The 15,181-nt window shown below is 65.6% G+C and carries 12 protein-coding genes; 7 read left to right on the forward strand and 5 right to left on the reverse strand.

The genetic code is table 11. The features are described from left to right. Positions 1-190: 190 nt before the first annotated feature. The 7 genes from RO07_RS22035 to purH all read left to right on the forward strand — a co-directional run bounded on the left by RO07_RS22035 (position 191) and on the right by purH (position 8,306). Positions 191-1,276: an aminoglycoside phosphotransferase family protein gene (locus RO07_RS22035; RefSeq protein ID WP_084072753.1), complete on the forward strand. Its 1,086-nt coding sequence runs from the start codon at positions 191-193 to the stop codon at positions 1,274-1,276. A 19-nt stretch (positions 1,277-1,295) separates the two neighbouring features. Further along, a complete protein-coding gene (gene murU / locus RO07_RS22040) occupies positions 1,296-2,039 on the forward strand; it encodes an N-acetylmuramate alpha-1-phosphate uridylyltransferase MurU (RefSeq protein ID WP_039413289.1) in 744 nt (247 codons plus the stop codon). A gap of 51 nt (positions 2,040-2,090) precedes the next feature. Then, complete coding sequence (locus RO07_RS22045; protein WP_039413291.1) at positions 2,091-3,422, forward strand: aminopeptidase P N-terminal domain-containing protein; 1,332 nt, start codon at positions 2,091-2,093, stop codon at positions 3,420-3,422. Further along, positions 3,422-4,777, forward strand: coding sequence for a UbiH/UbiF/VisC/COQ6 family ubiquinone biosynthesis hydroxylase (locus RO07_RS22050; RefSeq protein WP_039405805.1), 1,356 nt, complete (start codon positions 3,422-3,424; stop codon positions 4,775-4,777). Before RO07_RS22045 ends, RO07_RS22050 begins: the two co-directional genes overlap by 1 nt. 604 nt (positions 4,778-5,381) lie before the next feature. Beyond that, a complete protein-coding gene (dusB, locus tag RO07_RS22055; RefSeq protein ID WP_052266801.1) occupies positions 5,382-6,362 on the forward strand; it encodes a tRNA dihydrouridine synthase DusB in 981 nt (326 codons plus the stop codon). Further along, on the forward strand, positions 6,359-6,592 hold the full coding sequence (locus tag RO07_RS22060; protein ID WP_039405807.1) for a Fis family transcriptional regulator: 234 nt from the start codon (positions 6,359-6,361) through the stop codon (positions 6,590-6,592). The genes dusB and RO07_RS22060 overlap by 4 nt, the downstream gene beginning before the upstream one ends. 148 nt (positions 6,593-6,740) lie before the next feature. Beyond that, the gene (gene purH, locus RO07_RS22065) at positions 6,741-8,306 is read left to right on the forward strand and encodes a bifunctional phosphoribosylaminoimidazolecarboxamide formyltransferase/IMP cyclohydrolase (RefSeq protein ID WP_039405810.1); all 1,566 of its coding nucleotides are present in this window, start codon (positions 6,741-6,743) and stop codon (positions 8,304-8,306) included. A 205-nt stretch (positions 8,307-8,511) separates the two neighbouring features. Here purH and RO07_RS22070 read toward each other — a convergent pair whose 3' ends face one another. The 5 genes from RO07_RS22070 to leuS all read right to left on the reverse strand — a co-directional run bounded on the left by RO07_RS22070 (position 8,512) and on the right by leuS (position 14,933). Continuing rightward, on the reverse strand, positions 8,512-9,129 hold the full coding sequence (locus RO07_RS22070; RefSeq protein WP_039405812.1) for a HutD/Ves family protein: 618 nt from the start codon (positions 9,127-9,129) through the stop codon (positions 8,512-8,514). 13 nt (positions 9,130-9,142) lie between these two features. Continuing rightward, entirely contained in the window at positions 9,143-10,411 is a 1,269-nt protein-coding gene (locus RO07_RS22075; protein ID WP_039405815.1) for a glutamate-5-semialdehyde dehydrogenase, read from the reverse strand. A 228-nt stretch (positions 10,412-10,639) separates the two neighbouring features. Beyond that, the gene (gene holA / locus RO07_RS22080) at positions 10,640-11,719 is read right to left on the reverse strand and encodes a DNA polymerase III subunit delta (RefSeq protein ID WP_039405816.1); all 1,080 of its coding nucleotides are present in this window, start codon (positions 11,717-11,719) and stop codon (positions 10,640-10,642) included. 9 nt (positions 11,720-11,728) lie between these two features. Next, positions 11,729-12,244, reverse strand: a complete 516-nt coding sequence (locus tag RO07_RS22085) for an LPS-assembly lipoprotein LptE (RefSeq protein WP_039405819.1) — start codon at positions 12,242-12,244, stop codon at positions 11,729-11,731. A 94-nt stretch (positions 12,245-12,338) separates the two neighbouring features. Further along, complete coding sequence (leuS, locus tag RO07_RS22090) at positions 12,339-14,933, reverse strand: leucine--tRNA ligase (protein WP_039405822.1); 2,595 nt, start codon at positions 14,931-14,933, stop codon at positions 12,339-12,341. Positions 14,934-15,181 lie beyond the last annotated feature (248 nt).

Genomic DNA, 15,181 nt, shown 5'->3' on the forward strand with positions numbered 1-15,181 from the left:
ATTCGTATGGACTCGTTTATGCGGCATGTACGCAAACAGCGAGACAATCGAGGCGCCGCTTGCGGGCAGCCAATCCCGCCTGTCCGCGCGGCATTGCCGGGACATTCGGGACGGTCGATCGAGGTCGAGAAACGGGGCGTCGGGAAAACATGATCGGGTATTATATGGCAAGACGTTTACGGCCCCCATCATGACCGCACACCCCACCGTTCCCGCGAGTGTTTCCATCCCCTCCCACTCGCTCGCCGACTCCACCGATCCCCGCCTCCAAGCCCTCGCCACCTGGCTCTCCAGCGTGGCCGAACCGTTCGCGCTGGACATGGCGCAGTGGGCCCCGGCCTCGAGCGACGCGAGCTTCCGGCGCTATTTCCGCATCGGTAGCCACGATCCCGTGCACCCGAGCCTGATCGTGATGGACGCCCCGCCGCCGCAGGAAGACTGCCGCCCGTTCGTGCATGTCGCGCAGTTGCTCGACGAAGCGGGTCTGCAAGCGCCCAAGGTACTGGCGGAGGATCTCGCACAGGGCTTCCTGCTGCTCACCGACCTCGGCAACCGCACCTATCTCGACATGCTCGACGACGACAACGCCCGCGAGCTCATGCGCGCGGCCGTCGATGCGCTCGTCGTCTGGCAGAAGAGCTCCCGCCCGGACGTCTTGCCGGCCTATGACTCGGCGCTGCTCAAACGTGAGCTCGACCTGTTCCCGGACTGGTACGTGGGCAAGCACCTGAAGGTGGAATTGAACGTGGAACAACGCGCCACGCTCGAGCGCATCAACCAGTTGCTCATCGACAATGCGCTCGCGCAGCCGAAGGTGTTCGTGCACCGCGACTACATGCCGCGCAACCTGATGCCGGGCCTGCCCGGCACTCCCGGACCAGGCATCCTAGACTTTCAGGACGCCGTCTATGGGCCACTTACGTACGACGTCATCTCGCTCGTGCGCGATGCTTTCCTCAGCTGGGACGAAGAGCGCGAGCTCGACTGGCTCGTGTACTACTGGGAACGGGCGCGCAAGGCCGGTCTGCCGGTCGACGCGGATTTCGGCGAGTTCTACCGTCAGGCCGAATGGATGGGCCTGCAGCGCCACCTGAAGGTGCTCGGCATCTTCGCGCGCATCAATTACCGCGACGGCAAGCCGCGCTACCTTGCCGATACGCCGCGCTTCCTGCGCTACGCGCGCAAGGTCGCCGACCGCTACACGCCACTGCGCCCCCTCGCGCAACTGCTCGACACACTGACCGGCGAGCAGGCCAGTGTCGGCTACACGTTCTGAGGCACGCCGCATGAGTACCATGAAGGCGATGATCTTCGCCGCGGGACGCGGCGAACGCATGCGTCCGCTCACGGACGTCACGCCCAAGCCGTTGCTGCCCGTCGCCGGCAAGCCCATCGTGGTCTGGCAGATCGAGGCACTTGCGCGCGCCGGTTTCACGGATATCGTCATCAATCACGCGTGGCTTGGCGCGCAGATCGAAGCCGCGCTCGGCGACGGCAGCGCGTTCGGCGTACGGCTCGCCTACTCGGCCGAGAACGAAGCGCTGGAGACGGCGGGCGGCATCGTCCAGGCGCGTCCGCTGCTCGAGGGCGCCGGCAACGTGTTCCTGGCCGTCTCGGGCGACATCTTCACGGCGTTCGACTATGCCGCGCTGCACACGAGCGCCGAGCGTCTGGCTGCCCAACCGGCGCCCGGCATGCACCTGGTGATGGTGCCGAACCCGCCGTTTCACCCGACAGGCGACTTCGCGCTCGACGCCTCGGGCCATCTGCATCTGCCTGACGCCGCCCCACCCGGCAGCACGGCGCTCACGTTCGGCAACATCGCGCTGTACGACCTGCGCCTGTTCGATGGCATCGCCCCCGGCACGCGCATGGCGCTCACGCCGCTGTATCGCCGCGCGATTTCCCAGCAGCACGCGAGCGGCGAGCGTTTCGACGGCCTTTGGGAGAACGTTGGCACGCCGGCGCAACTCGACGCACTGAACGCCACCGTCCTGGCGAGCGCACGCCCCCGCGCATCAGCACGTCCCCGGCAGTAGAATCGCTTCAATACACCAAAATCGACCGAATCGACCGAAATGGAGCCCGCGATGTCCGAGTCCCCGTACCGTGTCCGCCGAGAGCGAGTCATCGAACAGATGCGCAAAGCCGGCGGCGGCGTCGCCATCGTCCCCACGGCACCGGAAGTGCCGCGCAACCGGGACAGCGACTACCCGTACCGTCACGACAGTTATTTCTATTACCTGTCGGGGTTCACGGAGCCTGAAGCGGTGGTGGTCCTCGACAGCCGCACCGGCCACTCGATCCTGTTCTGTCGCGCGAAGAACGAAGAACGGGAAATCTGGGACGGCTATCGCTTCGGCCCGGAAGCCGCGCGCGAGGCTTTCGGCTTCGACGCCGCCTATCCGATCGACGAGCTCGACACGCGCATGCCGCAACTGCTGGCCGACGCCCCGGCGCTGTACTACGCTCTCGGCGCCTCGGCGCAGCAGGACCGTCAGGTACGTCAATGGCTCAACGCCGTGCGTGCGCAAAGCCGCTCGGGCGTGTCGGCGCCTTCCGCCGCGCGTGACGTCCGCGCGATTCTCGACGAGTTGCGTCTCGTGAAGGATCAGAGCGAACTCGACATCATGGCGCGCGCCGGCAAGATTTCGGCTAACGCCCACGTGCGCGCGATGAGAGCTTCTCGCCCGGGGCTGCGCGAATACCATCTCGAAGCGGAACTGCTGTATGAGTTTCGTCGCAACGGCTCGCAGTTTCCCGCCTACGGTTCGATCGTCGCGACCGGCGCCAACGCGACGGTGCTGCACTACCGCGCGGGCGACGCCGAGTTGCGCGATGGCGACCTCTGCCTGATCGACGCGGCTTGCGAGCTCGACGGCTACGCGTCGGACATCACGCGCACGTTCCCGGTGAACGGCAAGTTCACGCCGGCGCAACGCGAGCTTTACGACATCGTGCTCGCTTCGCAGCAGGCCGCCATCGACGCCACGCATGCCGGCGTGCGATTCGACACGCCGCACGAAGCCGCCGTACGCGTGCTCGCGCAAGGCATGCTCGACACGGGGCTGCTCAAACGCGACACCGCCGGCACGCTGGACGACGTGATCGCCAGCAAGGCGTACAGCCGGTTCTACATGCACCGCACGGGTCACTGGATCGGCATGGACGTGCACGATGCCGGCGAATATCGCGAGGACGGGCCGAACGGCGAGCGTCCGTGGCGCACGCTCGCCGCGAACATGGTCATGACGATCGAGCCGGGCATTTACGTGCGTCCGGCGCCCGACATCGACGAACGCTACTGGAACATCGGCATCCGGATCGAGGACGACGCGGTCGTCACCGCCGCCGGCTGCAGGTTGCTCACACGCGACGTACCGGTGGATGCCAACGAAATCGAAGCATTGATGCGCGGCTGATGACCGACACGCAGGCTCCCGCTCCCGCCGCCGCCCTCGCGACCCGCGCCGCGCCGGCCCGCCGCTTCGACGTGGCGATCGTCGGCGCAGGCCCGGTCGGCACGACGCTGGCCTTGCTGCTGGCGCAACGCGCCCCGCAATTGCGCATTGCGCTGGTGGACGCGCGCGGCCCGCAGGCGGGCTACGACGATCCGCGCACCCTGGCGCTCTCGCATGGCAGCCGCGAGATCCTCGCGCGCGCCGGTGTCTGGTCGCACGCGAGCCCGGGGCTCGAGAGCACGCCGATCGGCCACATTCACGTCTCGCAGGCGTGCCGTTTCGGCAGCACGGAGATCGACGCCGCCGAGCATCGCGTACCGGCGCTCGGTTATGTGGTGCGCTACGGCGCGCTGATGCGTGCGCTGGACGCCGCGATGACTCGCGTCGCTCCCCGTTTCGAGCACGCGCCGTCCGCACCGGTGCCGCCCCAGGACCACGCCGCCGGCCTGCATCACTTCCGCCCTTATCGCGCCATCGCGCTTCGCCAGGACACGCATGGCGTCACGCTCACGCTCGGCGCGTCGTCGGACGATCATGCGCAGACGCTGCACGCCACGCTGGCGGTCAATGCGGAAGGCGGGCTCTTCGAGAGTCAGCAGGCACGCCCGCGTGCGCGCGACTACGGTCAGACGGCCCTCGTGGGCTTCGTCACGTGCGAGCGCGCCCGTCCTGGCTGGGCATGGGAACGCTTCACCCCCGGCGGCCCGCTCGCGCTCCTGCCGCAAGAACACGGTTACGCGCTGGTCTGGTGCTGTTCGCATGAGGAAGCGAAGCGTCGTCGCGAACTCGGCGACATCGAGTTCCTCGACGAACTGCACGCGGCCTTCGGCGATCGCATGGGGCGCTTCACGTCGGTCAGCGCACGCGCGGGGTTTCCACTCGGTCTGAACGCGCTCGGCAATATTGTCGACGGCCGCATCGCCGCCATCGGCAACGCCGCTCAGACACTGCATCCCGTGGCAGGGCAAGGCCTCAACCTGGGCTTGCGCGATGCGTTCGATCTGGCCGACACGCTGGCGCAGCACGCACGCGCGGCGGCACGGTCCGCTGTGGCGGGTGCGGCGAGCACAGAGGGTAGGGTGGAGACGGCTGACGCGGTGGGCGTTCCCGGTCCCGCAGCACTCGCCGCCTTCGCTCGACGTCGACGCGCCGATCGCGGCCTCACGATTCGCATCACGGACCTGCTGCCCCGTGTCTTCGGCGTCGACGCCACGCCCGTCGCCCTCCTGCGCGGTATGGCGCTGGCCAGCCTCGACCTCGTGCCCCCACTCAAAACCGCCTTCGCCCGGCAGATGATGTTCGGCCAGCGCGGCTGACAGCGCGGTCGAATTTCGCTGCGTTGGCTTTCGGTGGCTTCAGTGGCTTCAGCGGCTTCGGTCGATTCCACCATATCCACCACTTCGGCGCTTCTGGTTCGCTCCCGCCGCTCCACCACGCCAACTCGGCACAATCCCCGGCGCCGAGCCTGTTCATCGCTGCCGCCTGCCCCGGCAACCACTCCCACTTCAACCCGCCCCGCCCTCTCTCACCCCCAGGGCCGCGGGGATCAGCGCTACCCTGTCTAGGCTCCACCTGAAAGTCGCTACGACAGGGCAGCGGTAATCCCCGCCCATCAAACGCCCCCCCCACCATCGCGCCACGGGACGCATACCCTTCGCTCCATTCCCTCCATCCCGTTGCTGGCGCGCTGCTTTCTACTCGGCTGGTCCCGTCCCCACGTCCCAACGCTGACCCACCACTCGCGGCCCAACCGCCGTCCGACGCCAACGCCCCCGCGCCTTGCCGTGCCAGCGATTTTTTGCTCATTTTTTAGGCGACGGGGGCAGGTTTTCGCAGTAAAATACAAACTTTTTCCCGGCTTTTCCCTTCATCGTGCGTATTGGCTCCCACGAACTCCGCAATAACCTGTTCGTCGCCCCCATGGCGGGTGTGACGGATCGGCCGTTCCGCCAGTTGTGCAAACGACTCGGCGCGGGCTATGCCGTCTCGGAGATGGTGGCGTCGAACGCACAACTCTGGAAAAGCGAGAAAACGATGCGCCGCGCCAACCACGCCGGCGAAGTCGCCCCGATCGCCGTGCAAATCGCCGGCGCCGATCCGGTCATGATGGCCGAGGCCGCCCGCTACAACGTCGAACGCGGCGCACAGATCATCGACATCAACATGGGCTGCCCGGCCAAGAAGGTCTGCAACGTCGCCGCCGGCTCCGCCCTTCTGCAGAACGAACCGCTCGTCGCCCGCATCGTGTCCGCCGTGGTCGGCGCCGTGGGCGACGTGGTGCCCGTCACGCTCAAGATCCGCACGGGCTGGGACCGCGAACACAGGAATGCCCTGACGGTGGCCCGCATCGCCGAGGACTGCGGCATCAGCATGCTTACGGTCCACGGCCGCACGCGCGCCGATCTGTATCACGGCGACGCCGAGTACGAGACGATCGCCGCCGTCAAGGCCGCCGCGGGCATTCCGGTGGTCGCCAACGGCGACATCACCTCGGCACGGAAGGCGAAGCATGTGCTGGAGGTGACGGGCGCGGACGCGATCATGATCGGCCGCGCCGCACAGGGCAGGCCGTGGCTCTTCCGCGACATCGAATTGTTTCTCGCGACGGGCGAAATCGCACTGCCGCCGCGCGTCGACGAGATCCAGCAGATCATGAACGAACACCTCGAAGACCATTACGAGTTTTACGGGGAGTACACCGGTGTGCGGACCGCGCGCAAACATATCGCGTGGTATTCGCGCGGCCTGCCGGGAGCAGCCACGTTCCGCCAGCGTATGAATACGCTCGACACCACGCAGGAACAGTTGGCCGCGGTCAACGAGTTTTTCGAACAGCAGAAGGTGCACTCGGACCGCCTCTGCTATGAACAAGAATTGCCGAGGGAGCTATTAGCTGCATGAGCAAAACAAACATAGAACAATGCGTGCGCGACAGTCTGGATTCGTATTTCCGCGATCTGGACGGCGAAAAGCCGAACCATGTCTACGATATGATCGTTTCCGTCGTTGAAAAACCGCTGCTCGAGTTCGTGCTCGGCAAGGCAGACGGTAACCAGTCGCTCGCCGCCGATTATCTGGGGATCAACCGCAACACGCTGCGCAAGAAGTTGCAGCAGCACGGCCTGCTCTAGCCGCTGCGCCGGGGAACGGACGGTCATCGCGAATCACGCGCAGCCGCCCGTCCGCCCCGCCGCGAGATGCGTTACAGCCGAGTCCGTCGCATGGCACCCGTCCCATTCGCCCAACCGCACTGTTTTTGCCGTTTCACTACCGCCCGTCATGATTAAGCAAGCTCTCATTTCCGTCTCCGACAAGACCGGCATCGTCGACTTCGCAAAGTCGCTCGCTGCGCAAGGCGTGTCGATTCTCTCCACCGGCGGCACCGCCAAGCTGCTGGCCGACGCCGGCCTGAAGGTGACCGAAGTGGCCGACTACACCGGTTTTCCGGAAATGCTCGACGGGCGCGTGAAGACGCTGCATCCGAAGGTGCACGGCGGCATTCTCGCCCGCCGCGACCTGCCCGAGCACATGGCCGCGCTCGACAAGCACGACATTCCGACCATCGATCTGCTGGTCGTGAACCTCTACCCGTTCGTGCAGACGATCGCCAAGGACGACTGCTCGCTGGAAGACGCCATCGAGAACATCGACATCGGCGGCCCCACGATGCTGCGCTCGGCCGCAAAGAACCATCGCGACGTGACGGTCATCGTCGACCCCGCCGACTACGCCGTGGTGCTCGACGAAATGAAGGCGAACGCCAACACGGTCGGCTACGCCACGAACTTCCGTCTCGCCACGAAGGTCTTTGCGCACACCGCCCAATACGACGGCGCGATCACGAACTACCTCACAAGCCTGGGCGAGTCGCTGCGCCACGACGAGCGCGCCGCGTACCCAACCACGCTGAACCTGGCGTACACGAAGGTACAGGACATGCGATACGGCGAGAACCCGCACCAGAGCGCCGCCTTCTATCGCGACATCGCCGCACCGGCCGGCTCGCTCGCGAACTATCGGCAGCTCCAGGGCAAGGAACTGTCGTACAACAACATCGCCGACGCCGACGCCGCCTGGGAATGCGTGAAGACGTTCGACGCCCCCGCCTGCGTAATCATCAAGCACGCGAACCCGTGCGGCGTGGCCGTGGCCGCGTCGCCGGCCGAAGCCTACGGGAAAGCGTTCCAGACGGACCCGACGTCGGCCTTCGGCGGCATCATCGCGTTCAACCGCGAAGTCGACGAAGCCGCCGCGCAAGCCGTTGCCAAGCAATTCGTGGAAGTGCTGCTCGCCCCATCGTTTACCGACGCGGCCAAGCAGGTGTTCGCCGCCAAGCAGAACGTGCGTCTGCTCGAGGTGCCGCTGGGCGATGGCGTGAACCAATACGACTTCAAGCGCGTCGGCGGCGGCCTGCTCGTCCAGTCGCCCGACGCGAAGAACGTGGCCCCGCATGAGTTGCGTGTGGTCACCAAGCGTCACCCGACGCCGAAGGAAATGGAAGACCTGCTGTTCGCATGGCGCGTGGCGAAGTACGTGAAGTCGAACGCCATCGTGTTCTGCGCCGGCGGCATGACGCTGGGCGTGGGCGCCGGCCAGATGAGCCGCGTCGACTCAGCGCGCATCGCCAGCATCAAGGCGCAGAATGCCGGCCTGTCGCTGAACGGCTCGGCCGTGGCGTCGGACGCCTTCTTCCCGTTCCGTGACGGTCTGGACGTGGTGGTCGACGCCGGCGCGACCTGCGTGATTCACCCGGGTGGCTCGATGCGCGACGACGAAGTCATCGCTGCCGCCGATGAACGCAACGTCGCCATGTTGATGACGGGCACGCGTCACTTCCGTCACTAAGCCTCGCCGGGACGGCGCTGAACGCGCCGTCTGACGCCATCTACATGCAAAAAAGGACACCTCGGTGTCCTTTTTCTTTGCCTTGCGATGCGTCGGCGTCAAAAACGATGCCGTATCAGCCTATCGCCCAGCCCGGGAGACGCCACTCCGCGAGTTCGCATCATGGCGCGAAGCCCACAAGCGAGGGCTGCGAGGGCTGCGAGGGCTAACGGCGCAACATCGTCGTAAGGAAGACGTCCGCCACGTTCCCGCTGGCACGCAACTCGCAAGACGCCAAGCTGCCTTCGGGATCGATACGAAGTCCATGCCCGGCCGGCACGTTCATGCGATGGCCATCGCCCGCCGTCACTTTCACTTCACCATGCGTGCAGTAGAGAAATGCGACGGCGTCCGACTGCGCAGGCAGCACCCACGGCAGCGGCTGCCCTTCAAGGCGGTGCTGCGCGAGCGTGTGCTGCCAGCCGTCGCGCCGGGTCATGACGTTGAAATCGTCGATGGGCACGCCTTCGATTTCAAGCACCGGGGTACTGCTGACTGCCAGTTCGCCGCCGAACGCATAGGGTGGCGTGTGCGTGCCGAGCGTGACGCCCGGACGTCCCTCGACCTCGAGGGCAAGCGTGCCGCCGCGCACGATCGCGAGCGATCGGTCGATTCCCGGGAACACGGAGAACGGCCCTGGTGCCGCCACGGTGGCGGTGCTGATGCGCCAGTCGAAGCCGTCCTCGCCGGCGCGGCGGGCGACGGCCAACTCGGTGGTAACGCCCTGACCGTTCTTCCACGGCATTTTCAGAAAATCGGCCGGGCCGAGCAGTTGATGTTTCATGGGAGCGCCGGGCTTACTTGCGAACTTCGCCGTGTCCGAACACGACGTACTTCAGGCTCGTGAGGCCTTCGAGCCCCACCGGGCCGCGAGCATGCAGCTTGTCGTTCGAGATGCCGATCTCGGCGCCCAGACCGAACTCGAAACCATCGGCAAAGCGCGTGCTCGCGTTGATCATCACGCTGGCCGAATCGACTTCGCGCAGGAATTGCATCGCAGCGCTGTAGTCCTCGCTGACGATGGCATCGGTGTGATGCGAACCATAGCGATTGATGTGTTCGATGGCCGCGGCCAGACCGTCGACGATTCTGATCGCCAGCACCGGCGCCAGATATTCGGTCGACCAGTCGCCTTCCGTTGCGGCCACGACGCCGGTCACGCCGGCCTCGGCCAGCACCGCTACCGTGCGCTCACAACCGCGCAACTCGACCTGTTTGCCCTGGAACATGCGCGCAATGGCAGGCAACTGACCGACGGCCTGCTGGTCGACGAGCAGTGTCTCCATCGTGTTGCAGGTGCCGTAGCGATGCGTCTTGGCGTTCTCGCAGATCGCCAGCGCCTTCGCCGGGTCGGCACGACCGTCGACGTAAACATGGCAGATGCCGTCGAGATGCTTGATCATCGGCACGCGGGCGTCCTGCATCAGACGCGCAATCAGACTCTTGCCGCCGCGCGGCACGATCACGTCGACGTAGTCCGTCATCGTGATGAGTTCGCCGACCGCCGCGCGATCGGGCGTGCTTACGACCTGCACCGCATCGCCCGGCAGGTCACTGGCCGCCAGCGCTTCGGCGATGAGGGAGGCAAGCGCCGTGTTGCTTTCGATGGCTTCCGAACCGCCGCGCAGGATGGTCGCGTTGCCGGACTTCAGGCACAGCGCCGCAGCGTCGATGGTGACGTTCGGACGCGACTCGTAGATGATGCCGATGACGCCCAGCGGCACTCGCATCTGACCCACCTGGATACCGCTCGGCCGCACACGCACATTGCCGATCTCGCCGATGGGATCGGACAGGCCGGCGATCTGGCGCAGGCCTTCCACCATCGTGCGCAGTGCTTTGTCGGATAGCGTCAGACGGTCGATGAAAGCGGCATCCTGACCGTTGGCGCGAGCGCGCTCCAGATCGCGGCGGTTCACTTCCTGCAACTTCGCGCCGTCGCGCTCGATCGCGTCGGCAATGGCAAGCAGGGCCCGGTTCTTGGCTGCGGTGTCGGCGCGCGCCATCGCGCGCGAAGCTTCACGGGCACGCTGGCCCAGTGATTGCATGTAGGCTTTGATATCCATATCGTCGGTTCGGCCGTTTCTTTTCGGCGGATCGTTCGGTACGCATCCGCCCGGCGTTCGGTTGGCTGTCGATGTCGGCGCGTTTCCCGATGTTCGCAAAGACGTCGCACGAAGTCTCGCCGGTCATGCGACAGATTGTCCTTCAATTGCGGGAGTTCTGCTGGCGCGGCTCCCGCGCCCCGGGAGGCATGGCGCCGGGTTGCCGGCGTTGGCAGGTTCGGGCGCGGTCTACGCGTGCACTGGGCGAGCTGCACGCTCGGAGCGCGCCATCGGCGGTCGCTCGCCCACGAGCAGCAGGCCGAGTTGCAGCATACCGTCCCATGGATCGCCCGGCAGGCCCTCGGCACGCAGTCCCTTGACTTGCCGATCCAGCCGTGCGGCAAGTTGCAACGCCTGAGCGAGCAGGATCGGATTGACGCGATTCGCGGCCTGCTCCATCAATCGCTCACGCGGCCCCCACACGCGATACTCGCGCAGCAGCATCGCCAGCGGTTTACCGGCGGCCATCCCGCGCGTGATCTTGGCCAGCGTGCGAACTTCCTCGGTCAGCGCCCACAACACGAGCGGCGCCGCTTCGCCCTCGCCGCGCAGCCCGTCGAGCATCCGCACGAGACGTGCGGCATCGCCGGCCAGCACCGCTTCGCTGAGCTTGAAGACGTCGTAACGCGCCACGTTGAGCACGGCATCCTGCACCTGGTCGAACGTGAGAACGCCCTCCGGATACAACAGTCCGAGCTTCTGAATTTCCTGATGCGCCGCGAGCAGGTTGCCTTCCACGCGATCGGCGATGAACTGCAACACGCGGCGGCCCGGTTCGCCTGCCTCGATGCGTTGTCCCTGTGCGGCGAGACGTTGTGCGACCCAGTCGGGCAGACGGTTGCGATCGACCGGGTCGACCTTGACGGTGACGCCCGCGCGGTCGAGCGCCGCGAACCATTCGGACTTGGTCGCCGTGGCGTCGAGGCGCGGCAGCGTGACGATGGTCAGCACGTCGCCGCTGGCGGCGTCGGCATGCGCCTTGAGCGCCGCCCCGCCATCCTTGCCGGGCTTGCCGCCAGGAATACGCAATTCGATGAGCTTGCGGTCGCCGAACAGCGACATCGACTGCCCCGCGTTCGCGAGCGCGCCCCAGTCGAAGCTGCGTTCGACGCTGAGCACGTCGCGCTCGGTAAAGCCGCCCGCACGCGCCGCCGCGCGCACGCGATCCACCGCCTCCTGCACGAGCAGGCTCTCGTCGCCGTGGATCGTGTAGATCGGCGAGAGGGTCTTGGCGAGGTGCGCATCGAGCGCGTCGGGACGCAGTTGCATGAGCGTGCTTTACAGTTCCGGCTTCTTCTCCGGCATGGACTTCACGGCTTCCATGCGGCGAATGATCTGGTCGACGGCATCCTTCTGCATGTCACGGCTAAGCAACGCGGCTTCCGTGTCACGTGCGGTGGACTCGCTGTCGCTGTACGGCAGGTTGCGCGTGAGACGGATAGTGCTCGCCGGAATGATGGGCGTCCCGTCCGGCGTCACTAGCTGAAAGGTGTAGACATTGCGCATCTCGTACTCGCGCGCCTGGCCGTTCGCATCGAGACTCACCGCCGCACGTGAAGATGTGGCACTCAGAATCTCGAGACGCGCATCCGCGTCCTTGGGCTCGGGCACGACGACCGTGCCCTTGCTGCCGTAGCGGATATAGCGCGAAATGTCGGTCACCATCTGGCCGCCGCCCGAGATATACAGCCGCTTGAACGCGTACTCGCTCGCGCCCCGCAACTGGAAGCCGCATGCGGACAGCGCAAGCGCGCAGCCCAGCAGCGCAATCCAGCCGAAGATCCTGCGCGTCATACCGACGCCTAGTTGCCCGGATATCATTTGCACGTGATGTGCCCTCTTGTCACCAACGTCACCAATTCATCGGTCGACGGCCTTCTGCGCCGCCTCAGACCACCACGTTCACAAGACGGCCCGGCACGACGATGACCTTTTTCACCGGCTTGCCTTCGCCAAACTTGGTCGTCATCTCGTGCGCGAGCGCCGCTTGCTCGATGGCCTCGCGCGACGCATCCTTCGCGACACGGATCGCACCACGCACCTTGCCCGCCACTTGCAGCACGAGTTCGATCTCGTCCTGCACCAGCGCCGCCTCGTCGACTTCCGGCCACGCCGCATCAAGCAGATCGCCAAACTGTGCGGCGTAGCCAAGCTCCACCCACAGGCCATGCGTGATGTGCGGCACGACCGGATACAGCACGCGCAACAGGATGCCGTAGCACTCGCGCAGCGCACCGGCGCCGGCCGTGCCCTTGTCGCTCTCGATGGCGTTGAGCATCTTCATCGCCGCCGACACCACCGTGTTGTACTGCACGCGCTGGTAATCGTAATTGGCTTGTTTGAGCACACTGTGAATCTCGCGGCGCAGCGCCTGAGCCGCCGGATTCGCGGCGTCGATGGCGACGTCCGCCTGACGCAGCAACGCCGCGTGAGATTGGCCGAAGCCCCACAGACGTCGCAGGAAACGGCTCGCGCCCTCCACACCGGCGCCCGACCATTCGAGCTGCTGCTCGGGCGGCGCGGCAAACATCACGAACAGACGTGCCGTATCGGCGCCATACTGATCGATCAGCGATTGCGGATCCACGCCATTATTCTTCGACTTCGACATCTTCTCGATGCCACCGAGCGCCACCGGTGCGCCGTCGGCCTTCGCGGTGGCGGCGACCGGGCGACCCTTGTCGTCGAACTGCACCTGCACGTCGAGCGGGTTGAACCAGGTCTTCTTGCCCGAGGCATCCTCGCGGAAGTACGTTTCGTTGAGCACCATGCCCTGCGTGAGCAGATTCTGCGCAGGCTCCTTGAAGCTCAACAATCCGAGGTCGCGCATGACCTTCGTCCAGAAACGCGAGTACAGCAGGTGCAGAATCGCATGCTCGATGCCGCCGATGTATTGGTCCATCGGCATCCAGTAATCGGTACGCTCGTCGACCATCTTGTCGGCGTCCGGGCAGGCGTAGCGCGAGAAGTACCACGACGAATCCACGAAGGTGTCCATCGTGTCCGTTTCGCGACGGGCCGGCTTGCCGCACTTCGGGCAATCGCACTTGAGGAACGCCTCGGACTTCGCCAGCGGGTTGCCCGTGCCGTCCGGCACGAGGTCTTCGGGCAGCACGACCGGCAGGTCTTTCTCGGGCACCGGCACGGCGCCGCACGACTCGCAATGGATGATCGGGATCGGCGTGCCCCAATAACGCTGACGCGAAATGCCCCAGTCGCGAAGGCGGAACGTGACCTGCTTGTCGCCCACGCCCCGCGCCTTGAGATCGGCAGCGATGGCCTCGACGGCCGCCGAGAAATTCAGGCCATCATACTTGCCGCTGTTGACGAGCGAGCCCGTCTCCTTGTCGCCGTACCATGCCTGCCAGGCTTCGGTGGAATACGTCTCGCCCGGCACGGCCACGACCTGCCTGATCGGCAGCCCGTACTTGCGCGCGAACGCAAAATCGCGCTCGTCGTGTGCCGGCACGCCCATCACAGCGCCTTCGCCGTATCCCATCAGCACGTAGTTGCCGATCCACACCTCGACCTTGTCGCCGGTGAGCGGATGCGTGACGAAGAAGCCCGTGGGCATGCCCTTCTTTTCCATCGTGGCGATGTCGGCCTCGGCCACGCCGCCCTGCTTGCATTCGGTGATGAACGCCTGCAGGTCCGGACGGTCGGCCGCCAGACGCGCGGCAAGCGGATGCTCGGCCGCGATCGCGCAAAACGTCACGCCCATGATCGTGTCGGCGCGCGTGGTAAACACGCGCAGCAGCTTGCGCTCGCCGTCGAGTTCGTACGGGAAGCCGAAGTTCACGCCGAAGCTCTTGCCGATCCAGTTCTGCTGCATCACCTTGACGCGCTCGGGCCAGCCGAGCTCGTCCAGATCACCGAGCAATTCGTCGGCATATTCGGTGATGCGCATGTAGTACATCGGGATTTCACGCTTCTCGACAAGCGCGCCCGAGCGCCAGCCGCGGCCGTCGATCACCTGCTCGTTCGCGAGCACGGTCTGATCGATCGGATCCCAGTTCACCGTGCCCGTCTTGAGGTAGGCGATGCCCTTCTCGAGCATCTTCAGGAACAGCCATTGATTCCAGCGGTAATACTCCGGCTTGCAGGTGGCGACTTCACGCGACCAGTCGATCGCCAGGCCCATCGCCTGCATCTGCTTCTTCATGTACGCGATGTTGTCGTACGTCCACTTGGCCGGCGGCACACCGTTGGCCATGGCGGCGTTCTCCGCCGGCATGCCGAACGCGTCCCAGCCCATCGGCATGAGCACGTTGTAGCCGCGCATGCGCATCTGACGGTACATCACGTCATTGATGGTGTAGTTGCGCACGTGGCCCATATGCAGCTTGCCCGACGGATACGGCAGCATCGAGACGCAATAGAATTTCTGTTTGTCCGCGCGCTCGGTGGTCTTGTAGGCATCGATCGCCTGCCAGTGAGACTGGGCGGAGGCTTCGACGTCAGCGGGAACGTATTTTTCTTGCATGATGGGTCGGCGAATAGGATTCGGCTCGGATTCGGCCTCGCGGGTGTGGCAAAAACTGCGCGACACGCAGAATTTCGGGGCAGATCCGGGAAAAACGATGATTATAACGCCGCCGTGGGCGGATTCGGCGTGGCGGCGACGGGGATTCGGCCTCGTGGTTCCTGCTCCACCTGCTGGCGATCGAGGAAGATTCGCGCCGCGAGAGGACCACGGCCGGCAGATGCCGGAGGCTGCGCTGGTGCAGCTTC

This window comes from Pandoraea pulmonicola, from assembly GCF_000815105.2.
GTDB classification, from domain to species: Bacteria; Pseudomonadota; Gammaproteobacteria; order Burkholderiales; family Burkholderiaceae; genus Pandoraea; species Pandoraea pulmonicola.

What these genes read in the sequence shown, in the direction of transcription:
- murU (WP_039413289.1), top strand. Translation starts at nt 1,296, where the DNA reads ATGAAGGCGATGATCTTCGCCGCGGGACGCGGCGAACGCATGCGTCCG.
- RO07_RS22045 (WP_039413291.1), top strand. Translation starts at nt 2,091, where the DNA reads ATGTCCGAGTCCCCGTACCGTGTCCGCCGAGAGCGAGTCATCGAACAG.
- RO07_RS22035 (WP_084072753.1), top strand. Translation starts at nt 191, where the DNA reads ATGACCGCACACCCCACCGTTCCCGCGAGTGTTTCCATCCCCTCCCAC.
- purH (WP_039405810.1), top strand. Translation starts at nt 6,741, where the DNA reads ATGATTAAGCAAGCTCTCATTTCCGTCTCCGACAAGACCGGCATCGTC.
- RO07_RS22060 (WP_039405807.1), top strand. Translation starts at nt 6,359, where the DNA reads ATGAGCAAAACAAACATAGAACAATGCGTGCGCGACAGTCTGGATTCG.
- dusB (WP_052266801.1), top strand. Translation starts at nt 5,382, where the DNA reads ATGGCGGGTGTGACGGATCGGCCGTTCCGCCAGTTGTGCAAACGACTC.
- RO07_RS22070 (WP_039405812.1), bottom strand. Translation starts at nt 9,129, where the DNA reads ATGAAACATCAACTGCTCGGCCCGGCCGATTTTCTGAAAATGCCGTGG.
- leuS (WP_039405822.1), bottom strand. Translation starts at nt 14,933, where the DNA reads ATGCAAGAAAAATACGTTCCCGCTGACGTCGAAGCCTCCGCCCAGTCT.
- RO07_RS22050 (WP_039405805.1), top strand. Translation starts at nt 3,422, where the DNA reads ATGACCGACACGCAGGCTCCCGCTCCCGCCGCCGCCCTCGCGACCCGC.
- RO07_RS22075 (WP_039405815.1), bottom strand. Translation starts at nt 10,411, where the DNA reads ATGGATATCAAAGCCTACATGCAATCACTGGGCCAGCGTGCCCGTGAA.
- RO07_RS22085 (WP_039405819.1), bottom strand. Translation starts at nt 12,244, where the DNA reads ATGACGCGCAGGATCTTCGGCTGGATTGCGCTGCTGGGCTGCGCGCTT.
- holA (WP_039405816.1), bottom strand. Translation starts at nt 11,719, where the DNA reads ATGCAACTGCGTCCCGACGCGCTCGATGCGCACCTCGCCAAGACCCTC.